At 67.7% G+C, this 22,948-nt stretch carries 17 protein-coding genes and 1 pseudogene; 3 read left to right on the top strand and 15 right to left on the bottom strand.

The features are described from left to right. From G408_RS15260 to G408_RS13315, 8 genes are all read right to left on the bottom strand, one after another. Window positions 1-2,156, bottom strand: a 2,156-nt coding sequence (locus G408_RS15260) for a class I SAM-dependent methyltransferase (protein ID WP_156890064.1), incomplete at its 3' end; no start/stop codon positions are given. Next, entirely contained in the window at window positions 2,153-3,544 is a 1,392-nt protein-coding gene (locus G408_RS0105450) for an ABC transporter ATP-binding protein (protein ID WP_028770278.1), read from the bottom strand. The genes G408_RS0105450 and G408_RS15260, both read right to left, overlap by 4 nt. After that, window positions 3,534-4,331, bottom strand: coding sequence for an ABC transporter permease (locus G408_RS0105455; protein ID WP_028770279.1), 798 nt, complete (start codon window positions 4,329-4,331; stop codon window positions 3,534-3,536). Before G408_RS0105455 ends, G408_RS0105450 begins: the two co-directional genes overlap by 11 nt. 64 nt (window positions 4,332-4,395) lie before the next feature. After that, entirely contained in the window at window positions 4,396-5,553 is a 1,158-nt protein-coding gene (locus tag G408_RS0105460; protein WP_028770280.1) for a cystathionine gamma-synthase, read from the bottom strand. A 35-nt stretch (window positions 5,554-5,588) separates the two neighbouring features. Beyond that, window positions 5,589-6,965, bottom strand: coding sequence for a pyridoxal-phosphate dependent enzyme (locus G408_RS0105465; RefSeq protein WP_028770281.1), 1,377 nt, complete (start codon window positions 6,963-6,965; stop codon window positions 5,589-5,591). Between the two features lie 119 nt (window positions 6,966-7,084). Continuing rightward, complete coding sequence (locus G408_RS0105470; protein ID WP_028770282.1) at window positions 7,085-7,303, bottom strand: HP1242/YdcH family protein; 219 nt, start codon at window positions 7,301-7,303, stop codon at window positions 7,085-7,087. A gap of 154 nt (window positions 7,304-7,457) precedes the next feature. Then, window positions 7,458-8,432 carry an OmpA family protein gene (locus tag G408_RS0105475; RefSeq protein ID WP_028770283.1) on the bottom strand — a complete coding sequence of 325 codons (975 nt, stop codon included), beginning with the start codon at window positions 8,430-8,432 and terminating at the stop codon, window positions 7,458-7,460. Window positions 8,433-8,435: 3 nt separating this feature from the next. Further along, on the bottom strand, window positions 8,436-8,807 hold the full coding sequence (locus G408_RS13315) for a DUF4398 domain-containing protein (RefSeq protein ID WP_037412461.1): 372 nt from the start codon (window positions 8,805-8,807) through the stop codon (window positions 8,436-8,438). An 88-nt stretch (window positions 8,808-8,895) separates the two neighbouring features. Here G408_RS13315 and G408_RS0105485 point away from each other — a divergent pair, with 88 nt between their 5' ends. After that, a complete protein-coding gene (locus G408_RS0105485) occupies window positions 8,896-10,026 on the top strand; it encodes a PilT/PilU family type 4a pilus ATPase (protein ID WP_028770284.1) in 1,131 nt (376 codons plus the stop codon). 27 nt (window positions 10,027-10,053) lie between these two features. Here the strand turns inward: G408_RS0105485 and maiA are convergent, their stop codons facing one another. The 4 genes from maiA to hppD all read right to left on the bottom strand — a co-directional run bounded on the left by maiA (window position 10,054) and on the right by hppD (window position 14,214). Further along, complete coding sequence (gene maiA, locus G408_RS0105490; RefSeq protein ID WP_028770285.1) at window positions 10,054-10,728, bottom strand: maleylacetoacetate isomerase; 675 nt, start codon at window positions 10,726-10,728, stop codon at window positions 10,054-10,056. A gap of 79 nt (window positions 10,729-10,807) precedes the next feature. After that, window positions 10,808-11,806 (bottom strand): fumarylacetoacetate hydrolase family protein, encoded by a 999-nt coding sequence (locus G408_RS0105495; protein WP_028770286.1) that lies wholly within the window; start codon window positions 11,804-11,806, stop codon window positions 10,808-10,810. Beyond that, complete coding sequence (gene hmgA / locus G408_RS0105500; protein ID WP_028770287.1) at window positions 11,803-13,098, bottom strand: homogentisate 1,2-dioxygenase; 1,296 nt, start codon at window positions 13,096-13,098, stop codon at window positions 11,803-11,805. The genes G408_RS0105495 and hmgA overlap by 4 nt, the downstream gene beginning before the upstream one ends. Window positions 13,099-13,110: 12 nt before the next feature. After that, the gene (gene hppD, locus G408_RS0105505) at window positions 13,111-14,214 is read right to left on the bottom strand and encodes a 4-hydroxyphenylpyruvate dioxygenase (RefSeq protein ID WP_028770288.1); all 1,104 of its coding nucleotides are present in this window, start codon (window positions 14,212-14,214) and stop codon (window positions 13,111-13,113) included. A 99-nt stretch (window positions 14,215-14,313) separates the two neighbouring features. Between hppD and G408_RS13320 the strand changes: the two are divergent. After that, window positions 14,314-14,721 (top strand): annotated as a pseudogene (locus G408_RS13320) (MarR family winged helix-turn-helix transcriptional regulator); the annotation flags it as partial. A gap of 117 nt (window positions 14,722-14,838) precedes the next feature. On the opposite strand, the gene G408_RS0105515 reads toward G408_RS13320, so the two are convergent. From G408_RS0105515 to G408_RS0105525, 3 genes are all read right to left on the bottom strand, one after another. Continuing rightward, window positions 14,839-16,347 (bottom strand): peptide MFS transporter, encoded by a 1,509-nt coding sequence (locus G408_RS0105515; RefSeq protein WP_028770289.1) that lies wholly within the window; start codon window positions 16,345-16,347, stop codon window positions 14,839-14,841. 155 nt (window positions 16,348-16,502) lie between these two features. Further along, entirely contained in the window at window positions 16,503-18,101 is a 1,599-nt protein-coding gene (locus G408_RS0105520) for an AbgT family transporter (RefSeq protein ID WP_028770290.1), read from the bottom strand. Between the two features lie 98 nt (window positions 18,102-18,199). Continuing rightward, the gene (locus tag G408_RS0105525; RefSeq protein ID WP_028770291.1) at window positions 18,200-19,051 is read right to left on the bottom strand and encodes a tryptophan 2,3-dioxygenase; all 852 of its coding nucleotides are present in this window, start codon (window positions 19,049-19,051) and stop codon (window positions 18,200-18,202) included. 197 nt (window positions 19,052-19,248) lie between these two features. Between G408_RS0105525 and G408_RS13325 the strand changes: the two genes are divergently transcribed. After that, entirely contained in the window at window positions 19,249-22,875 is a 3,627-nt protein-coding gene (locus G408_RS13325; RefSeq protein ID WP_051282656.1) for a lamin tail domain-containing protein, read from the top strand. Window positions 22,876-22,948 lie beyond the last annotated feature (73 nt).

The raw sequence follows: 22,948 nt of genomic DNA on the forward strand, positions 1-22,948 counted from the left end.
CCCTCCAGCCAGGCCACCGCCGCCTCGCGCTCCGACAAATGCTCGCGGAGTTGAGTCTGGATCTCACTGGACGACTTCGAAATCGCCTCTGCCTCGGCCTTCCAGGCTTGCATCTGGGACTCGAGCCATGCCTTACCTTCTTCGAGGCTACTGCTCCATTCGCGGTCTTTACTCCTCTCAGAATCAAGAATTTTCAGACCGTGCTGGAGCTGCGCGATCCATGCGCGAAGCTCCGCCACCTCTACCTGGTGAAGAAGGCGCTCCTCTGCAGGGGTCTGGTTCGCAAGACGCCATGCAATCGCAGTACGGCCCGATGTCTCCGAGAGAGCCCGGAGAGAACCGGCAGCACGTGCACCGATAAAAATGACCTCGGCAAGTTCGGGCATCCCGAACGTTTCTGGGGCATTCGGCGACCCGATCACCTCCCGCCACCGTGCCAGCCGAAGGACACGCTCACACTCGGAAATCGCCTTACGCCACCAGCGACGCGCAACATCCGCCTTGCCCCTCGACGAGGCCATGTCACCAAGAAGAACGCAGGCACCGATCGTCTTCGTCGCGATCAGCGGGCTATAGCGAAGCGGATCCATCTGCGCAGTGCTTGTGAGCAATCGCTCCGCACGCGCCCATGCCCCCTCGGCCATCGCAATCAACGCCAGGACATAGCGGATGCTTATGAACCACCGGTAGTGGGTGGGCGTTTCAACCGGGCACTCAAGATAGGCCTCGCACTCCTGGATCAAACGCTGATCTGGAGAAGCTTCATGAATCCTGGAAAGCGCCCGATATGCTGAAACGCACAAAAGTGCGCCACGATCAGCAGAGTCTGGACGCACCGAGCCAAGCAACGGGGAAACCAGCGCATCCAGCGAAGATGGAGTCGAAGCCCGAAGCCCGATCGAAACCACGGTCTTGACCAGCGCATCATCGTCGTAGTCCCTCGAGAACGCGATGATGTTCGGTATCCCCCTCCCTTTTTTGCGGGCAGCCGTCGCACGGCCGGATTCGGAAAGTGGCTTGATGGCGAGCGCAAGTATCCACTCCCCGTCTGTAGCAGGCTCCCCACTGACGTCGAACTCACTGATTCCTCGGGGCTCATGCGTACGCCGCATGCCGCCACCAGCATCCTGCAGCCAGGCCCGCTCAATGATGAAACCGCCCGAGACAAGTTGCTCTCGCAGCTTCGACCAGTCATAGACATGGTGATGAAACGGGTTCGGATCGTTGCCGGTCTCATCCACCCAAAGATTTGGAACGCTCACATACAACCGCCCACCAGGACGGAGAACGCGATATGCCTCCGCGACAAGTCTCTCCGGATGGTAGAGATGTTCCAACGTCTCGACGGAAACCATGAAGTCGACGCTGGAAGACCCCACAAAAGAAAGGTTCTCGGCATCTCCCCGACGGAAAGACATTCGTATGCCAGGGGGGGGAGAAAATGCAGTAGAAGCATATCTGACTGCGTACTCGCTTTCATCCACCCCGAGGAGTTCGAAAGCTCGACTCCCCTGCGCCAGACTATGCAATCCGTATCCGAGGCCGCATGCCGCATCGAGAACCACATCCCCAGGCCTGACGAACCGAGAAGCCTCGAGATAGCGCACGAGATGGGCATCCGAACGGCGCCCAGCCTCGCGCGTCATGTCCATATGAAGATCCCGTTCTTCCTTCAATGCTTCGAGAGGGTAGGCGCTTGCCAATGCATCTGGAATCCGCTCAAAAACCCACCATGACTCAGGCGGAAAATGATCAAGGGCGGAATACGGGGAAAGCTCCAGTGCCGCCAGAGTCTTTCGGAAGCCTGCAGAAATAAAAGCAGCCTCTACCACGTCACGTTGCGACACACATGGCAGTACGTCGAAGACGGCGATCGTGATGGTTTCGAAAACAGGCAAACCGGCAAGAAGCGCCTTGACTCGAGCCTCCAGACCGACAGCAGTGGCGGCAAGCCATAGCAGACTGAAGCCTCTCGCCTTGGCGATCGCCTTGATGGGGAATTCGTGTCCCTCATGCGACTCGGCGATCACGCCACGCAGACGCAGAGCAGTGGCGACAGATTTTGCACCATCGCCAAGCACCAGCACCCGCCTTTGCCCGGTAGCACGCAAAAACCGCTGGGTGATCACTTCCGGATCAGACAGACGACGGGTCATTCTGGAGCACCCCGCCAGCGCGCGCACATCCTGAGGTCTGCAACGCCCCCAAACCGGTACTCACGCTGAAGCATCCCCACCTGGAAGAATGCCGCTTCGTCCTGCCAATGCAGCATCCGCTGCTCCGCGTAGTAACGATCTTTTTCCTCAGAGACGGAGGCCTGGACCTCGTAGAAACCCACACCAAGGGTGCACCGGAACTCGAATTCGACTTCTACGACCTGCCCGGCAGAGAACGACTTGTCCCAGAATATCTCCCTCTCATCCCCAATCGCCCAGCGATGGATATCCTGGTTGAGCGTCCCCCAAGAATAGAGCTTCACCCCCTCCTTGTTCCTGATCCTGATGTTGACATTCAGGTTCTGGAGATCCCGATTGCATCTAACGGTAACGAAAATCCGAACGAGGTCGCCGGGGATAAAGTAACCCACTCTTTCACCAGCCTCATTCCGGACTGAAACCCCAACGATATAAGCATCGAAGTCTCCAAAGGCATTCCTCAGATCCACATCGGCTGCCGGAGCAATATCCGCCGCAGCATCAACACTTCTTGAGCCATCCCCATTGCCCCTGGCAATCGCCATCCGCGTGAAATAGTCGCTCTCATCGGCATGTTGCTGCCTTCGATACTCCAGTACGACTTCGGAAGAAGGACCGCAGGCACTCACCCTGCCATCCCTGAGCAGGAGACTGCGCGATGTCATGGTCCGAATGGTCTCCTGGTCATGCGAAACGAAAAGCAAGGTACACCCATCGTCCACCAGCGATCGCAACTTGGCGAGGCAGCGTTTCTGGAAGATCGCATCACCGACGGCCAGCGCCTCGTCGATGATCAGGATCTCGGGGCGAATCTGAGTCTGCACGGCAAATGCAAGCCGCAGCATCATGCCGCTCGAATATGTTTTCACAGGCTGATCGAGGAACTCCCCGATGTCTGCAAACATTGCGATATCGTCGAAACGCGCATCAACCTCCGACTTGGTCAACCCGAGGATCATGGCATTCATGTAAACGTTTTCACGGCCAGTGAAGTCAGGATTGAAACCACTTCCCAATTCGAGTAGCGCACCAATCCTACCCCTCGCCTTCACGCATCCGGAGGTGGGCTGGAGAGTCCCGGCGATCAGCTGGAGCAACGTCGATTTGCCCGCTCCATTTCGCCCCAGGATACCGAAAGACTCCCCCTTCTGGACCTGGAAACTGACGTCCTGGAGTGCCCAGAATTCCCTGCCGAACGATCTGGACTGCCAGCGTCCACTGATCCGGCGCGGAAGGGATGCTCTTATGCCCGAGCCCAGCATCTGGCGTAGACGGTCTGAAGGCTTTTCGTAGACGCGGTAAACCTTGGAGACCGCATCTATCTCGATCGAAGGCAGGTTAGATGACATCAGCAAACGCCCGCCGGGTACGCTGGAACCACCAGTAACCCGCAAGGAATACCAGGAACGAGATCACTGCAGAAACACCGAAATCCGACCAGTCCGGGAGTTTCCCGAACACGATCAGGTCTCTCAGCTGTTCCACCTGCACTGCCAGCGGGCTGGCGCGCATCACCGACCGGATCGGCTCGGGAAAAATCTCCGAGGGATAAAGAACGGGAGTCAGGTACTGCATTACTCGTGCAAACAGCGCTGCAAACTGGTCGACATCCCGAAGAAAAACACCGAGCGATGCAAAGAGAAATGTGAACCCCAGCACGAAGGCAATTGTCGGAATCAAGAGAAGAGGAGCAAGAAGCGCCTCCAGGTGCAGACCAAAGCTGGAAAATGCAAGAAAGACGAGGAGGGGGACGAGAGAAACAAGAGCACTGTAAAGCGAGGTGCTAACGGCCACCATCGGAAGCAGCCGCAAGGGGAACACGACTTTCGTCACCAGATTCGGCTGGGAGACGATCAACGACGGGGCGCGCGCCACGGATTCAGCAAAGATCCCGTAAATGATCAGCCCCACGAACAGAATAACGGCATAGTCCGTTTTCGCTGCAACCTCAAGCCCTCCCCACTTGGCCTTGAAGATCTCACTGAAAATGATCGTATAAATTGCCAGCATCACCAAGGGGACGAGGAGTCCCCACGACGCCCCAAGAAGTGTCTCGGTATACCGCTTGCGGATGTCACGGAGCGCCAGGGCGCGGAAAAGATCCCACTCATTCCTGCTGAATCCGGCCAGATTCATCGATCCACCCCGAGTCCTTGGCAGTTTTTCCGGAGGGTCCCGGTGTCCATGTTGCCCCCGGAAATCAGGTGAGTGCGCATCCGAGCTCCTCGATCAGATCCCCCACATTCTCCACCCCCACACTCAGCCGCACGAGGTTGTCGTCGATGCCGAGCGCGGCGCGGCGCTCGGGTGGCACGCTGGCGTGCGTCATCACCGCCGGGTGGTTGGCGAGGCTCTCCACGCCGCCCAGGCTCTCGGCGCAGGCGAACAGCTCGGTGCGCTCCATGAAGCGCTTCGCCGCCCCGAAGCCCCCTTTCAGCCAGACACTCACCATGCCGCCCGGCCCCTTCATCTGCCGCTGGGCAAGGGCGTACTGCGGATGCGCCCTGAGGCCGGGATAGGCCACGCGCTCCACCGCCGGATGGCGCTCGAGGAACTCGGCGATCGCCTGCGCATTCTCGCAGTGCGCCTTCATGCGCAGGTGCAGGGTCTTGAGGCCGCGCAGGGCGAGGAAACTGTCGAAAGGCCCCTGCACGCCGCCCACGGCGTTCTGCAGGAAGGCCATCTGCTCGGCGAGGTCAGCGCGCTCTCCGACCACGGCAAGCCCGCCGACGATATCGCTGTGGCCGTTGATGTACTTGGTGGCCGAGTGCATGACGATGTCGGCGCCGAGTTCCAGCGGGCGCTGCAGGGCCGGCGAGCAGAAGGTATTGTCCACCACCACGATGAGACCGCGCTTCTTCGCACGCTCAGCCACGGCGGCGATGTCCACCAGCTTCAGGGTCGGGTTGGTGGGCGTCTCGATCCACACCATCCGGGTGTTGGGCCTAATGGCGGCTTCGAAGGCAGCGAGGTCCGAGAGATCCACCCAGGAGAAGTCGAGACCGGCGCTGCGCCGGCGCACGCGCTCGAACAGGCGGTAGGTGCCGCCGTAGACATCGTCCATGGCCACCACATGGCTGCCGGAGTCCAGCAGCTCGAGGATGGTGGACGAGGCCGCCAGGCCGGAGGCAAAGGCAAAGCCCCGGCTGCCGCCCTCCAGCGCCGCCACGCAGCGCTCGTAGGCGAAGCGGGTGGGGTTGTGGCTGCGCGAGTACTCGTAGCCCTGGTGCACACCGGGGCTTTCCTGCACATAGGTGGAGGTGGCGTAGATGGGCGTCATCACCGCGCCGGTGGAAGGGTCGGACTGCTGGCCGGCATGGATGGCCAGCGTGCCAAAGCCGAGGGCTTTCTCGTTCATGGTTCGTCCTTGCGGTGCGCCGAGTCGGCGCTGCCTCACTGCACCTTGCGGCGCAGGTAGTTGAGGAAGTCGATGCGGGTGATGAGGCCGAGGAACTTCGGCCCATCCATCACGATGGCGACATGGCCGCGCTCGAACACGCCCATCAGGCTGTTGATCGGAGCGCGCATGTCGACGAGTTCGAGCTTGGTCACCATGGCGGTGGAAACCGGATCGCGGAAGCGCGCCTCGTCGGCATGCACGTGCATCAAGACGTCGCTCTCGTCGAGGATGCCGACGATCCGCTCGCCGTCCATCACCGGCAGCTGCGAAACGTCGTAGAGCTTCATGCGCTGGTAGGCCACCGTGAGGGCGTCGTTCGGCCCCACCACGATGGTGTCGCGCTGGGCGTAGGGGCGCAGGATCAGGTCGCGCAGGTCGCCGTGCTGCGGGCGCTCGAGGAAGCCCTGGTCGAGCATCCAGTAGTCGTTGTACATCTTCGACAGGTACTTGTTGCCCGTGTCGCAGACGAACACCACCACCTTCTTCGGTGTGGTCTGCTCGCGGCAGTAGCGCAGCGCGGCGGCCAGCAGGGTGCCGGAGGAGGACCCGCCCAGCACGCCCTCCTTCAGCAGCAGCTCGCGGCCGGCCAGCATGCTGTCGCGGTCGGAGATGGCATAGGCCTTCTTGACGCGGGAGAAGTCGGCGATGCTGGGCAGGAAGTCCTCGCCGATGCCTTCGACGAGCCAGCTGCCCGACTTGGTGTCGAGGATGCCCTCGTTGATGTACTTCGTCAGGATCGAGCCGGCCGGGTCGGCCAGTATCAGTTCCACCTGCGGCGCGGCCCTGGCGAAGAAGCGCGAGAGCCCGGTCATGGTGCCCGAGCTGCCGCAGCCAAAGACGATGGCATCCATGCCCCCCACCTCCTGCATCTGCGCCCAGATCTCGGGGCCGGTCACCGTCTCGTGGGTGAGCGGGTTGTCGGGGTTGCCGAACTGGTTGATGAAGTAGGCACCCGGCGTTTCCTCGGCGATGCGCGCGGCAAGGTCCTGGTAGTACTCGGGATGGCCCTTGGCCACGTCGGAGCGCGTCAGGATCACCTCGGCGCCCATGGCCTTGAGGTTGAAGATCTTCTCGCGGCTCATCTTGTCCGGCACCACCAGCACCAGGCGGTAGCCCTTCTGCTGGGCGGCGAGCGCAAGGCCGATGCCGGTATTGCCGGCCGTGCCTTCCACGAGGGTGGCGCCCGGCTGGATCTTCCCGGCGCGCTCGGCGGCCTCGATCATGGTCACGCCGATGCGGTCCTTGATCGACCCGCCCGGGTTCATGCATTCCAGCTTCAGGTAGAGCTCGCAGAGGCCGGTATCGAGCCGGCGGGCCCGGACGATGGGCGTGTTGCCGACGAGTTCGAGGACGCTCTGGTGGACGGGCATGGGCACGGGCCGTGGGGGGAAACGGGCCCGGATTGTAACAGCGGCTCCATTCCTTCCGTTCGTGCGAAACACAACGGCCCGCACTGGGCGGGCCGTTGCGCTTGCCATCGCGCCCGGGGTCAATGCCGCGTTCGGGCGAGCATGCGCGTGAGCCGGTCCTTCGCCAGCAGCTTTTCCTTCTTCATGCGGGCGAGGGTGAAGTCGTCGATCGGGAGCACGCCGAGCTCGGCGTCCATCACCTTGCTGTTGAGCTGCTGGTGATGGCGGTAGAGCTGGCGGAACTCGGGATCGGACTTGATCAGCGCCTCGACGTCGGCGGGGGATTGACCTTCGAACATGGAATGACCTCCTCGACCTGCCTCGTTGGCCAAGGGGAAGATGCCCCTTGGGAATCCGACGCTACGCCTGCCCCCGGCAGGGGGCAAGCGCGGTGTCGCGGTTCTGCGGCGCTTAACGCAAGGGCGCGGAGGCCATCACCCGGAACTAACGTTCTCAGCGCACGATGATCTCGACCCGGCGGTTCTTCGCCCGCCCTTCCGCAGTGGCGTTGTCGGCCACTGGCTCGGCGGCGCCGCGGCCCACGGTGCGGATGGGGCCGGTGGCCCCGGACTCCTTGAGGATGGCGGCCACCGCCTCGGCCCGGCGCTGCGAGAGCTGCAGATTGGCCTGGGCCGCGCCCTGGCCGTCGGTATGGCCCACGACCTCGACGCTGCGGTTGCCGATCTCGCGGGCAAGGCGCCGGAGGCTGGCATTGGCCTCGGTGGTGAGGGTGGCCCGGCCGCTGGCGAAGGCGCTGCCGGCCAGGGTGTAGACGGTGGCCGGGCCGACCTGGCGCGAGGGCGGCAGCGGGGCGTCGGCGGCCAGGGCCTCGGCCACCAGCTGGCTGGCGAGCTCGGCTTCCTGGCGGGCCAGCTCGGCCTCGCGGGCGCGGGTGGCGGCGAGGCGGCGGGCCTGCTCGGCATCGGCCCTGGCCTTCTCGGCGAGCGCGAAGGTTTCGGCCCGGGCCGTGCGCTCGGCCTCGGCCTCCTCGGCGAGGCGGGCGGCCTCTTCCTGCCGGGCGAGGGCCTGCAGGCGCAGGCGCTCGGCCTCGCGGCGGGCATTCTCGGCCTCGCGCCGGCTGGCCTCGACCATGATCTGGTCGCGCTCGCGGTCGAGCTCGGCCGAGCGCTGCGCCAGGACATCGGCACGGGCGGCGGCGAAGGCGGCCCGGACCCGCTGCTCGGCGATGTAGAGCGCACTGGCGCGCTCGCTGCGCCGGGCCTCGGCCAGGGCCTGCAGGGCCTGCTGGGCCTTCAGGCGCTCGACTCCGGCAAGGCCGGCGTACTGGGCATCGGCCTCCAGCCGGGCCAGTTCGGCCTGCAGGCGGGCGAGTTCGGGATCGACGCGCTCGGCGGCGGCGAGCGGCAGGCCCTGGACGAGGGCGAAGGCGACCACCAGGAAAGCGGAGCGCGGGAGACGGATCGCCATGGCTCAGCCCCCCTGCACCAGCAGGCGGCGGCGCAGCTCGGCATTGCGCACGGCCTTCGATTCGACCTCCTCCTCCAGCGCGGCGCGGCGCGCCTCGGCAGCGGCATGGGCGGCGGCGGCCTCGGCCTCGCGGGCGGCGACCAGGGCCTCGACCTGGCGGCCGCGGGCGGAGGCCTCCCGGGCAGTGGCAAGGCGCAGCCGGGCTTCGGTCAGGGCCTGCTGCGCCGCGCCACGCGGCTGGCGGGCCTCGGCCTCGCGGATGCCGCGCTCGGCGGCGGCGAGCTCGGCAGTGGGCGGCGGAACGCTGGCGCAGGCCGCCAGGAACAGGGCGGCGGCGAGGGCGGCGGCAAGGCCGGCGGGGGCGTTGCGGGTCATGGGTTTCGGAGTCGCTTTTGGCGTGGGTTCGGGGCTATTCTCAAAAGCCCGCCCCGGTAAAGCAACGGCCACGAGGAGCCTGCCACCCATGGACATCGGCTATTTCCTGAAGCTGATGACGGAGAAGAACGCTTCCGACATGTTCCTCACCACCGGCGCGCCGGTGTACATCAAGGTCGAAGGCAAGCTCTACCCGCTCGGCAACACCGGCCTGCCGGCCGGCATGGTGAAGAAGATCGCCTACTCGCTGATGGACGAGGGGCAGGTGCCGCAGTTCGAGCGCGACCTCGAGTACAACATGGCCATCGCGGTGAAGGACGCCGGCCGCTTCCGCGTCAACGTGTTCAAGCAGCGCGGCGAGGTGGGCATGGTGATCCGCGCCATCAAGAGCGTGGTGCCCACCCTGGAGCAGCTGCAGCTGCCGCCGGTGCTCAAGGACATCATCATGGAGCCGCGCGGCCTGGTGCTGGTGGTGGGCTCCACCGGCTCGGGCAAGTCGACCGCGCTGGCCTCGATGATCGACTACCGCAACACCAACTCGACGGGCCACATCCTCACCATCGAGGACCCGATCGAGTTCCTGCACACGCACAAGAAGTCGATCGTCAACCAGCGCGAGGTGGGCCTCGATACCCACGCCTTCCACAATGCGCTGAAGAACGCCATGCGCGAGGCGCCGGACGTGATCCTGATCGGCGAGATCCTCGATTCCGTGACCATGGAATCGGCCATCGCCTTCGCCGAGACCGGCCACCTCTGCCTTGCCACCCTGCACTCGAACAACGCCGACCAGACGCTGGAGCGCATCCTCAACTTCTTCCCCGAAGCGGCGCACAAGAACATCCTGATGAACCTGGCCCTGAACCTGAAGGCCGTCATCTCGCTGCGTCTCGTCATCGGCAAGGACGGCAAGCGCCTGCCGGCCTCGGAGATCCTGATCAACACGCCGATGATCCGCGACCTGATCCGCCGCGGGCAGATCCACGAGATCAAGGAGGCGATGGAAAAGTCGCTGGAAGCCGGCATGCACACCTTCGACCAGTCGCTGTTCCGGCTGTACAAGGAAGGCCGGATCGACCTCGAGGAGGCCCTGCGCAAGGCCGATTCGCGCGACGGCCTCGCCCTGCGCATCCGCCTCTCGGAAGGCGCCTCGGCCGAGCACGACCCCTATGCCGACGTCTTCGGCGGCGGCGGGGCGGGGGGCGCTTTCGGCCACTGAGCCGGCGCCGCGCCGAAGCCGCGGCCTTCAGCCGGCCGCGGCGGGGGCGTCCGGCTGCGCCTCGGGCGCGGCCCGGCGGAAGGCCTCGAGTTCGAGGCAGCGCGCCTCGATGCGCCGCACCGTGGGGTAGGGGTCGAGGTCGAGGCCGAAGCGGCGGGCGTTGTAGAGCTGCGGCACCAAGAGGCAGTCGGCCAGCCCCGGCTGGTCGCCGTCGCAGAACTCGCCGGTGGAGGGATTCTCGGCCAGCAGGGCCTCGATGGCGGCGAAGCCCAGCGCCAGCCAGTGGCGGATCCAGGCCTCGCGCTGCTCCGGCGTGGCCCGGAACTCGCGCTCGAGGTACTGCAGCACGCGCAGGTTGCCCAGGGGGTGCATGTCGCAGGCGATGACCTGCGCCAGACCCCGCACCCGCGCCCGCTCACGGGCGGTGGCAGGGAGCAGGGGCTGGTCGGCGAAGGTCTCGTCGAGGTACTCGATGATGGCCATCGACTGCCGGATGAGGCGCTGGCCATGCTGCAGGGCCGGCACCAGGCCCTGCGGATTCACCGCCCGGTAGCCCGGCGCATGCTGTTCGCCGCCGTCGCGCACCAGGTGCACGGGCACCAGCTGGTAGTCGAGGCCCTTGAGATTGAGGGCGATCCGCACGCGGTAGGCCGCGCTGGAACGCCAGTAGGAATACAGCCTGAGTCCGCCGCCGCTGACCATGCCTCGTCTCCCGGCGGGGCCCGGGGCCACCGCCCCCTTCCCTGCCCCGCCTGCTTCCGCCAAGCCTAGCGCGATGCGCTCACGGCTGCCGGGCGATGACCTGTTCGATGGCGCCGAAGATCGAGCGGCCCTCGGCATCCAGCATCTCGATGCGCACGGTGTCGCCGAACTTCATGAACGGCGTGGACGGCTTGCCGTCGCGCAGGGTCTCGATGGTGCGCAGCTCGGCAAAGCAGCTGGCGCCCCGGTCGGTGCTCTGGTTCGCCACCGTGCCCGAGCCGACGATCGTGCCGGCCGAGAGCGGCCGGGTCTTGGCGGCATGGGCGATCAGCTGGGCGAAGTCGAACTGCATGTCCTCGCCGGCCTCCGGGGCGCCGAACCACTGGCCGTTGATGTGGGTGAGCAGCGGCCGGTGCACCTTGTTGTCGCGCCATGCCTCGCCGAGCTCGTCCGGGGTGACGAACACCGGGCTCAGGGCCGAGCGCGGCTTGCTCTGCAGGAAGCCGAAGCCCTTGGCCAGTTCCGCCGGGATCAGGTTGCGCAGGGAGACATCGTTGACGAGCCCGATGAGCTGGATGTGCCGGGCGGCCTCCTCCACCGAAACGCCATGCGGCACGTCGTCGGTGACCACCACCACCTCGGCCTCGAGGTCGATGCCATAGGCCTCGTCGCGCACCAGCACCGGGTCGCGCGGGCCATAGAAGCCGGCGCTCACCGCCTGGTACATCAGCGGGTCGGTGTAGAAGCTCTCCGGCACCTCGGCGCCGCGGGCGCGGCGCACCCGCTCGACGTGCGGCAGATAGGCAGAGCCATCGACGAACTCGTAGGCCCGCGGCAGCGGGGCGGCCAGGGCCGCCATGTCGAGGGCGAACACCTCGTGCCCGTCGATGGTCTGCGCGTTCGAGGCATTGAGGGCTTCCGACACGCCGTTCAGGCGCGGCGCGGTGTTCGACCAGTCCTCCAGCGCCCGCTGCAGGGTAGGGGCGATGTGCGGCACGCGCACGGCGCGCGCGAGGTCGCGGGAGACGACGATGAGCGTACCGTCGCGGCCGCCTTCCTTCAGGGATCCGAGCTTCATGGCGTGTCCTTGGTGAAGTGCTTCTTCAGGCCGGCCCAGCAGGCAAGATAGTCGCGCTGGCGGTGGGCGGCCGCCTGCGCCTGGGCGGTGGGCCGGAGCACGAAGCGCGATTCGAACATGAAGGCCATGGTGTCGCGGATGTAATGCGGCACCGAGGTATCGGCCGCGCTGGCCTTCTCGAAGGTCTCGGCATCCGGGCCGTGGCCGGTGAAGCTGTTGTGCAGCGAGGCGCCGCCCGGCACGAAGCCTTCGGCCTTGGCGTCGTAGGCGCCATGGATCAGGCCCATGAACTCGCTGGCCACGTTGCGGTGGAACCAGGGCGGGCGGAAGGTGTCCTCCATCGCCAGGATGCGCGGCGGGAAGATCACGAAGTCCATGTTGCCCACGCCCGGGGTGTCGCTGGGGCTGGTGAGCACGAGGAAGATGCTCGGGTCCGGGTGGTCGAAGCTGATCGAGCCGATGGTGTTGAAGCGCCGCAGGTCGTACTTGCAGGGCACGTGGTTGCCGTGCCAGGCCACCACGTCGAGCGGCGAGTGGCCGATCGCGGCGCGCCACAGGCGGCCCTGGAACTTCGCCACCAGTTCGAAATCGCCTTCCACGTCTTCCCAGGCCGCCACCGGGGCGAGGAAATCACGCGGGTTGGCAAGGCCATTGCTGCCGATCGGGCCGAGGTCGGGCAGGCGCAGGGCGGCGCCGAAGTTCTCGCAGACATAGCCGCGGGCCACGCCGTCCGGCAGTTCCACCATGAAGCGGATGCCGCGCGGCACCAAGGCGATCTCCTGGGGCTCGACCTCGAGCACGCCGAACTCGGTGCGCAGTCGCAGGCGGCCCTGCTGCGGCACGATCAGGAGCTCGCCGTCGGCATCGTAGAAGTAGCGCCCCTGCATCGAGCGGTTGGCGGCGTACACATGGATGCCGATGCCGGTACCGGCCTCCGGCCCGCCGTTGCCGGCCATGGTGTAAAGGCCGTCGAGGAAGTCGGTAGGCGCCTCGGGCAGCGGCAGCGGGTTCCAGCGCATCTGCTCGGGCGAGACCGGGCCGGCGCCGAAGGCGTTGTGGAAGCGCCCCTCGGGCAGCAGCCCGAAGGCGCCGTGCATGGCGGCGGGACGGATGCGGTAGAGCCAGCTGCGGCGGTTGGCGTGGCGCGGCGCAGTGAAGGCCGTGCCGGAGAGCTGCTCGGCATACAGCCCGTAGGGGCAGCGCTGCGGCGAGTTCCGCCCCACCGGCAGGGCGCCGGGCAGGGCCTCGCTGGCGAACTCGTTGCCGAAGCCGGAAAGGTAGGCAAGCGACATGGCGGCCTTCCCTCAGAGCACGCCGCGGCGCATCTGGTCGCGCTCGATGCTCTCGAACAGCGCCTGGAAGTTGCCCTCGCCGAAGCCCTCGTTGCCCTTGCGCTGGATGATCTCGAAGAAGATCGGGCCGATCGCGTTCTGGGTGAAGATCTGCAGCAGCTTGCGCGTCTTGGTCTCCGGGTCGGCGTCGATCAGGATCTTGTTCTTCGCCAGCCGCGGCACGTCCTCGCCGTGGTTGGGGATGCGCTCGTCGATCACCTCGAAATAGGTGTCGGGCGTATGCAGAAACTCGATGCCCTGCGCGCGCATCGCCTCGACCGTGGCGTAGATGTCGTCGGTGAAGCAGGCGATGTGCTGGATGCCCTCGCCCTTGTACTGGTCGAGGTACTCGTTGATCTGCGACTTCGGGTCGGAAGACTCGTTGAGCGGGATGCGCACGATGCCGTCGGGCGCCGTCATCGCCTTCGAGACCAGGCCGGTCTTCACGCCCTTGATGTCGAAGTAGCGGATCTCGCGGAAGTTGAACAGCTTCTCGTAGTAGTCGCTCCACTTCTGCATGTTGCCGAAGTAGAGGTTGTGGGTGAGATGGTCGATGAAGGTGAGGCCAAAGCCCTTCGGGGCCTGGTCGGCGCCCGGGATCGGCGCATAGTCTCGGTAGATGGACTCGAGGCTGCCGTAGTCGTCCACGAGATAGAGCATGCAGCCGCCGATGCCCTGGATCACCGGGCGGTCGATGGCCCGGGTGTCCTCACGGGCCACCCGCTCGCCGCCGGCGGCCAGCGCCGCGGCCTGCACCTCGTGGGCATTCTTGCGGAAACGGATGGCGAAGCCGCAGGCGCAGGGGCCGTGGGCACGGGCGAAATCGGCGGCGAAGCTGTCGGGATCCTCGTTCACGAGGAAATGCACCCCGCCCTGCTTGTAGAGCGTGATCGGCCGCGTGCGGTGGCGGCGCACCGCGGTGAAGCCCATGGCGCGGAAATAGGCGTGCAGGGCCTCGCCCTGCCCCGCCGGGGCGGAGAACTCGACGAACTCGAAGCCATCGATGCCCATCGGGTTCTCGAAGGTGGTGACATTCATGCCGAGGTTCGGCGTGGCCATTGCGGGAGTGGCGTTCATGGCATGCTCCGGGGCTGGGGACGGGGGCTGACGCACTTTCAGCGCCCGTTATAGTTTCATTTGAAACCACATGCAACTGGCGCCCCGGCGCAGCCACCGATGCTCGATCTCGAACGCTTCCTGCCCTATCGCCTCTCGGTCCTTTCCAACCGCATCAGCGCCGATATCGCGCAGCTCTACGAGACGCGCTACGACATGGCCATTCCGGAATGGCGGGTGATCGCCGTGCTGGCCCGCCGCCCCGGCCTTTCGGCCACCGAGGTGGCCCAGCGCACGGCCATGGACAAGGTGGCGGTGAGCCGCGCGGTCTCGGCCCTGCTGGATGCCGGCCGCATCCAGCGCGACATCGACGGCGACGACCGGCGCAAGAGCGTGCTGCGCCTCACCGAGGCGGGACGGGCGGTGTACGAGGACGTGGCGCCCCGGGCCCTGGCCTACGAGCAGCGCCTGCTCGGCGCCCTGCGGGTGGACGAGCGCCAGGCCCTGGACCGGCTGCTGGCGCGGATGGAGCAGGTGACGGCCGAACACCGGCGGGAGTGCCGGGCCGCCGCCGGCGACCCGGCCGGCGCCCGCAGCGGCAACGGAGCCCAGGCCTCGCCCGGCGGCGAGGCCTGAGCCGGCGCCTTACTTCACCCCGTGCATCAGGCGGTTGATCAGCGGAGCTGACAGGAAGAACAGCAGCGCGATCACGATGCCGAGCCAGAACAGCTGGTCGAAGGTGGCCGCGTACTGCGCCAGCGAACCGGCCGCCTCGCCATGCCCGCCACTGCCCGAGGCAATGGCCGCGATGCGCCCGGCCACGAAGTTCGCCATCGCGATCGAGAGGAACCAGCCGCCCATGGCAAGCCCGGTTTCCTGCGGCCGTGCCAGCTTGGTGACCATGGCGAGCCCGATCGGCGAGAGGCAGAGCTCGCCCATGGTGTGGATCAGGTAGGTGAGGGTGAGCCAGACCCAGCTGATGCTGTCGTTGGCGTCGGCGAAGTGGCGGATGGCGAACACCAGCACGTAGAAGCCGAGCGCCGCGCCGGCGAGGCCATAGGCGAACTTGCGCGGAATCGAGGGGTTCCAGTCGGCCTTGTCGAGCTTCACCCAGAGCGTGGCGAACAGCGGCGCGAGCAGGATGATGAAGATCGGGTTCACCGCCTGGAACACCTCGAAGGTCGGGGTCCAGCCGAAGATCGACACGTCCGGCATCCGCACATGGTCCTGGGCGAGGAAGTTGAGCGAGGAGCCGGCCTGCTCGAACAGGGCCCAGAACAGGATGTTGGCGAGGAACAGGATCAGCATGGCGAGGTAGCGGTGCAGCTGCACCTTCTCGCCGCTGCGGATGCCGCTGTAGACGAAGTAGGCCGCCAGACCCAGCATCATTGCGATCAGCAGGCCGCCCAGCACGTCCGACTGGCTGAGCAGGAAGTACACCGGCACCACCAGCAGGGCGGCGCCCACGGCCACCTTCAGCACCGGGCCGAAGCCCTCCTGGCCGGCCGGGGCGGTACCCACGCGGCCGAGCCAGCCCTTCACCGCCTGGAACACCATCAGGCCGAGCAGCATGCCCATGCCGGCGGAGAAGAAGCCCCAGCGGTAGCCGTAGGTCTGGCCGATGTAGGAGGCGCAGACGAAGGGCGCCACGAAGGCACCGGCATTGATGCCCATGTAGAAGATGGTGAAGCCCGAGTCGCGGCGCACGTCGCCCGGCGCGTAGAGCTTGCCCACCATGGTGGAGATGTTCGGCTTGAACAGGCCGTTGCCGACCACGATCACGGCAAGGCCGGCGACGAAGGTGGTGAGATCGGGCGCCATCAGCATGAAGCTGCCGATGGCCATCAGCACGCCACCCAGCATGATCGAGCGCTGGTAGCCCAGGATGCGGTCGGCGATGAAGCCGCCGAGGATGCCGGTCATGTAGACCAGCGAAGTGAAACCGCCATAGGTGAGGCTGGCCTGCTCGCGCGCCTCGGCCCCCGAGAGGTGGGCGAAGAACGCCGCCGCGACATGCACCGCCAGCATGGCGCGCATGCCGTAGTACATGAAGCGTTCCCAGAACTCGGTCCCGAACAGGTTCCAGAGCGCCTTCGGATGGCCGAGGAACTCCCCGGCCGGCGGCGGCGTGAAGCCCTCCGCCTCGTGTTTCACTGCACCGCCCATGCGGTCTACCCCCGTGACAAAGAAAAACCGGGGGCCAACCCAGCCCCCGGGGCGGCCAAGGTGTAACCGTTGTGTAAAGCGGCGTCAAACCGCGGCGCGTCAATGCGGCGCGGCCGCCGGGCGATCCCCTCGTCCGGGGCGGCTCAGCCGCCCGGCGGCAGGTAGGTGTAGCTCGCGCCCACGCCGAGCGGCAGGTCCAGCGCCCAGAAGGCGAGCAGGAAGGCCGTCCACGCCACCATCAGGGTGATCGAGTACGGCAGCATCAGCGCGACCAGGGTGCCGATGCCGCTGTTCTTCACGTAGCGCCGGCAGAACACCACGATCAGCGGGAAATAGGGCAGCAGCGGGGTGATGATGTTGGTGGTGGAATCGCCGACGCGGTAGGCGGCCTGGGTGAGGTCGGGGGAGACCCCGAGCTGCATCAGCATCGGCACCATGATCGCGCCGATCAGGGCCCACTTCGCCGAGGCCGAGCCCACCAGCAGGTTGACGAGGCCCGAGAGCAGCACGATGCCGGTGAGGGTGACCCCGAGCGGCAGGCCCATCTCGCGCAGGGCGTTGGCGCCCTTGATGGCCAGCAGGGCGCCGAGGTTCGACTGCCCGAAGGCATAGATGAACTGGGCGCAGAAAAAGGCCATGACGATGTAGTAGCCCATGCCGCCCATCGCCTTGCTCATGCCGGCGACGATGTCGCGGTGGGTCTTCACGGTGCCGGCGGCGAGGCCGTAGACGATGCCGGGGACGAGGAAGAACACGAAGATCAGCGGCACGATCGACTGCATCAGCGGCGCCTGGCTGACCAGCAGGTTGCTCTGCCCTTCCGCCAGCGGCGTGCCGGCCGGAGCGCGCCAGGGCGAGGTCTCGGGCAGCACGGTGAGCAGGAACAGCAGCGCGGTGGCCGCCATGGCGAGGAAGGCGGCGAGCACGCCGCGCTTCTCATGGGCCTCGAGCGGCGCTTGAGTCGGCAGTTCCGCCGGGTCGCCGTCCACCGCCGTGGCCTTGAGCCGCGGCTCGATCACGAGGTCGGTGAGCGCCCAGCCGACGAGGATGATCAGCAGTGAGGAGGCGGTGGTGAAGTAGAAGTTGTTGAGCGGGTTGACGGTGACCGAGGGATCGACGAGATGCGCCGCGGTCTGGGTCAGGCCGGCCAGCAGCGGATCGAGGCTGGAGGGGATGCCCATGGTGGCGGAGAAGCCGCCGGAGACGCCGGCGAAGGCGGCGGCGATGCCGGCCAGCGGGTGGCGCCCGGCGGCATAGAAGATCACCGCGCCGAGCGGGATCACCAGCACGTAGCCGGCGTCCACCGCGATGTGGCTGAGGATGCCCACGGCGATCAGGGCCGGGGTGAGCAGCCTGCGCGGGGTCACCGCCATGGCGCCGCGCAGTACGGCATTGATGAAGCCGGTGTGCTCGGCCACGCCGAGACCGAGCATGGCCACCAGCACCACGCCGAGCGGCGGGAAGCTGGTGAAGGTGTTCACCATGGTGGCGAAGAAGGCGGTGATCGACTCGCCGGCCAGCAGGTTCTTCACGACGAGCGCCTGCCCGGTGCGCGGATCGGTCTCGGTGAACTGGATGCCGGACAGGGCCCAGCTCACCGCCCAGGCGGCGAACATCAGCAGCAGGAACAGCACGGCGGGATCGGGCAGCCTGTTGCCGACGCGCTCGACGAGGTCGAGGCTGCGGGCGATCCAGCCGCGCGCCGGTTCGGGCGTGGGCGCGGGCGAAGTGGCGGCGGTCATGCGGTGGGGCCTCCCGGCGGTCTGGCATGGGGATGGGGCCCGATCCTAGCAGCCGCGGCGACCATGGCCCCGCCCTGCCCCTTCCGACCCGCCTTGGGTCAGCCGCCTCCGAGGGCGGTGCGCACGTCGAACAGTTCGGGAAAGAAGCTGATGTCGAGGGCCTGCTTGAGGAAGCCCACGCCGGAGCTGCCGCCGGTGCCCGGCTTGTAGCCGATGATGCGCTCCACCGTCTTCAGGTGGCGGAAGCGCCAGAGCTGCAGGTTCACCTCGATGTCTACCAGCGACTCGCAGAGGTGGTAGGCATCCCAGTGGGCGGCGCTGTCCTCGTAGATGCGCGCCAGCACCGGCACCAGGTCCTCGCGGCGGCGGTGCGCCTCACGCACATCGCGGGCCAGCAGGTCGGGCGGCACCGCGTGGCCGCGGCGGGCGAGGAAGCGCAGGGCCTCGTCGTAGAGGCTGGGGGCCTCGAAGACCGCGCGCAGGGCGGCATGGTCGGCCGGGGCGTGCTCGAACACCGCCAGCATGGCCGGATGCTTGTTGCCGAGCAGGAACTCGATCATCCGGTACTGCAGCGACTGGAAGCCGGAAGAGGGCCCGAGGTGCGGGCGGATGCGCGCGTACTCGTTCGGCGTGAGGGTCTCGAGCACGCTCCACTGCTCTACCAGCTGGCGCTGCACGTGCTTCACCCGCGCCAGCATCTTCAGGGCATGGTCCACCCGGTCCTCGCGCAGGCAGCCGATGGCGGCCCGCAGCTCGGCGATCATCAGCTTCATCCACAGCTCCGAGGTCTGGTGCTGGACGATGAACAGCAGCTCGTCGTGGTTGTCCGGGGCGCTGCGCGGCTGCTGGGCGGCCAGCACGAGATCCAGGCGCAGGTAGCCGGCATAGGTGAGGCGGTCGCGCAGGTCGGTGGTGATGCCGGCTTCGAGGGGGCGCAGGGACTCGGACATGGGAGGCAGGCGGGGGCGGAGGCGGAAAGTCTAGGGCCTCGGGGCTGCCCCAGGCCCGGAAAAGGCCGCTGCCATCGGGAACGGGCTGAATGGGCGGTAAACAAAACGTCATGAGGATCCGTAGAATCCGCGATCCCCGGCACGGTTTTGCCCCTGCCCGCCCCACCCCGCCCCGCGCTTCTGCCAAGGACTCCCCGATGCGGCCCTTCCGCCCCCGCCCGCTCGCCCTGCTGGGCGCCGCCCTGCTCGTCCTGCCGCTTGCCGCCCCTGCCCAGGTCGTCATCAGCCAGGTCTATGGCGGCGGCGGCAACTCCGGCGCCCCGCTGCGCAGCGACTTTGTCGAACTGTTCAATGCCGGCAGCGAGAACGTCAGCCTCGAGGGCTGGTCGGTGCAGTACGCCTCCAGCACCGGCACCAGCTGGCAGCGCACCAATCTCTCGGGCTCGATCGCGCCGGGGCAGTACTACCTGGTGAAGCAGGCCGACGGCAGCAACACCGCCGCCCCCGCCCTGCCCGCGCCGGATGCCACGGGCAGCATCGCGATGGCCGCGGGCGCCGGCAAAGTGGCGCTGGTGGGCAACCAGACCACGCTCTCCGGCGCCTGCCCGCTCGGTGGTGCGGTGATCGATTTCGTCGGCTTCGGCGCCGGCACCAACTGCGCCGAGACCGCGCCCACGGCCACCTTGGGCAATGCCACCGCGGCCCTGCGCAAGGGCGCGGGCTGCACCGATACCGGCAACAATGCCGCCGACTTCGACGTGGCCGCCCCGGCGCCGCGCAACAGCGCCACCACCGCGGCCCCCTGCGGCGGCCCGGTGATCCCGGCGCTCTCGGTGGCCGATGTCGCCATCGAGGAGGGCGATGCCAGCGGCAGCCTGCTGCGCTTCACTTTCCGCCTGAGCGCCCCGGCTCCGGCCGGCGGCGTGCGCTTCGACGTGGCCACCGCCGACGGCAGCGCCGTGGCCGGCGAGGACTACATCGCCACCCAGGCCCGGCTCGAGATCGCCGAGGGCGGCCGCGAGGCCTTCCTCGACGTGCAGCTCATCGGCGATGCGGTGCCGGAGCCGGACGAGACCTTCTTCGTCCGTGTAAGCAATGTGGAAGGCGCCAGCGTCGAGCGCGGCGAGGCCACCGGCACCATCCGCAACGACGACATCGTGCTGGTGCCGATCCACGCCATCCAGGGCAGCGGCAGCACCTCGCCGCTGGAAGGCCAGGTGGTGGTGACCGAGGGCATCGTCACCGCCCGCCGCAGCAACGGCTTCTTCCTCCAGACCGCCGATGGCGAGGACGACGGCGACCCCGCCACCTCGGAAGGCCTGTTCGTCTTCACCGGCAGCACCGTGTTCCCCGCCGTCGAGGTGGGCAACCGGGTGCGCGTCTCCGGCCGGGTGGTGGAGTTCGTGCCGGCCTCGGCCCCGAACCAGCGTCCGATCACCGAGATCACCGGCGGCGGCGGAGTGAGCGTGCAGGTCAGCCTGCGCGCCAGCAACCAGCCGCTGCCCGCGGCGGTGCCGCTGCGCGCCGAGGACCTCGCCGCCGGCGGCCCGCTGGAGGCCCTGGAGCGCTACGAGTTCATGCGCGTGGCCACCGGGCCGCTGGTGACCGTGGCCCCTTCCGGCGCCTTCCTCAATGAGCGCACCGCCACCGTCACCGGTTCCGATGGCATCTTCTTCGCCGTGCGCGCCGGCGTGCCGCGGCCCTTCCGCGAACCCGGCATCCCGGTCACCGCCGTGATCGCCGCCAGCGCCCCGGCCGGCGTGCCGCGCTTCGACACCAACCCCGAGCGCCTGCGCATCGACAGCGATGGCCAGCTTGGCGCCGCCCGCGCCGTGGCCGATGCCGGCACGCCGCTGCCCTCGCTCACCGGCGTGCTCGACTACGGCAGCGGCGTCTACACCCTGCTGCCCGATCCCGGCCAGCTGGCGGGCGATGCCACCGGCCTGCTGCCCGGCGGCCCGGCGCCGAAGGCGGTGCCGGATGCCCCGGCCGATGCCCTGAGCCTCGGCAGCTTCAACCTGCTGCGCTTCTTCGACGACGTCGACGACCCCGGCATCAATGAGCCGGTGCTGACCCCGGTGGCCTTCCAGGCCCGGCTGCGCGACACCAGCGAGGCCATCTGCCGCTTCCTGAAGACCCCGGACGTGCTCGGCGTGGTCGAGGTGGAGAACCTCAACGCCCTCGAGAAGCTGGCCGAGGCCATCAATACCAACCTCTCCGGCGCCTGCCCGGCAAACCCGCAGTACCAGGCCCACCTGCTGGAGGGCAATGACGTGGGCGGCATCGACGTGGGTGTGCTGGTCAGTACCCGCGAGGTGCGCCCCGGCACCCCGCGCGTGCGCGTGCTCTCGCTCGAGCAGATCGGCAAAGAGACTCTCTTCACCAACGCCAATGGCAGTACTGAACTGCTCAATGATCGCCCTTCGCTGGCGGTGCGCCTCGAGGTGAACGCCACCAACGGTAGCCAGGTGCCGCTCACCTTCGTGGTCAACCATCTGCGTTCGTTGATCGGCTCCAACGACACCGCTGCCGGCTCGCAGGGCTGGGCTACGGTGGGCGAGCGCGTGCGCGCCAAGCGTGCGGCCCAGGCCCGGTATCTCGCCGAGTGGATCGAGGCGCGGCAGTTGGCCGAACCGAACGGGAAGCTGGTGCTGGTGGGCGACTTCAATGCCTACGAGTTCAGCGACGGCCTCGTCGACGTGATGGGCATCCTCACCGGCCGCGCCGCCGGCCCCGGCGAAGTGCTGCTGCACGTGCCGAGCCCGGTGACGCGCCCGCTCACCACCCTCACCACCCTCGCCCCGCCGGCCGAGCGCTATTCCTTCACCTTCGACGGCAATGCCCAGTCGCTCGACCACGTGGTGGTGAACGAGGCGGTGCTGCGCGGCAGCCTGGCGGTGGAGAGCGCCCACGCGGCGATCAATGCCGACTTCTCCGAGACCCGCTTCGGCCAGGGCCCGGTGCGCACCTCCGACCACGACCCGGTGGTGGTGCGCCTGGTGGAAGGCAGCTTCCGCACCGCCGACCTCGGCGTGGCGGTCGAGGCCCCGGCCAACGTGGCGGCCGGCGCTGCCTTCGCCTTCGGCGTCCGCGTCATGAACCGTGGCCCGGATGCCGCCAGCCTGCCGCGCCTGCGCCTGGTGCTGGACCGCCTGGTGGCCGAGGCCAGCGTGTCCGCCCCCGGCTGGAGCTGCGAGCCCTTCCGCGCCGTGGCCGGCCGCGGCGAGGCCGAGTGCCGCCGCGAGTCGCTGGCGAGCGGCAGCGGCGCCGATGTCGAGGTGCGCGTGCCCGCCGGCCGCCTCGGCGAAGGTCAGTCCCTGTCGCTCGAGGCCAGCCTCGAGGCCCTGAGCGTCGACCCGGCCAGCGCCGACAACCTCGCCTCGGCCTCGGTCAGCGTGCCGGCCCAGGCCCCGGCCGACCTGATGGTGGCGGTGCTGGTCGCCACCTCGGGCAATGGCAAGGTCTCGCCCACCGCCACCTTCGCCGTGGCGCCCGCCAACGCCGGCCCCGGCCGCGCCGCCGACGTGCGGCTCGAGATCACGTTCCGCGGCCCGTCCGGCATGCTCGGCCCGGTGCTCAGCCTGGGCTGGGACTGCACACGCCAGCCCCTCGCCACCGGCGTGCGCCTCAGCTGCCGCTTCCCGGTGGCCGAGGTGCCCGCCACCCTGCTGCCGCCGCTGCTGCTCACCGCCCTGCCGCGCGATTTCGACGGCGACGAGACGGTGAGCGTGGAGGCCATGCTGCAGGGCAGCCGCCCGGACCTGCGGCCGGAGAACAACCGCGCCGCCGCCAGCGCCCGCATCCGCGTCGGCCGCGGCCGCTGAGCGCAGGCGATATTGCGCCGCAACAGACAAGGCCCGGCACCGCCGGGCCTTGTTCTTTCCGGGCCCGGCCTGC

The organism is Silanimonas lenta DSM 16282 (assembly GCF_000429065.1).
Classification (GTDB): domain Bacteria; phylum Pseudomonadota; class Gammaproteobacteria; order Xanthomonadales; family Xanthomonadaceae; genus Silanimonas; species Silanimonas lenta.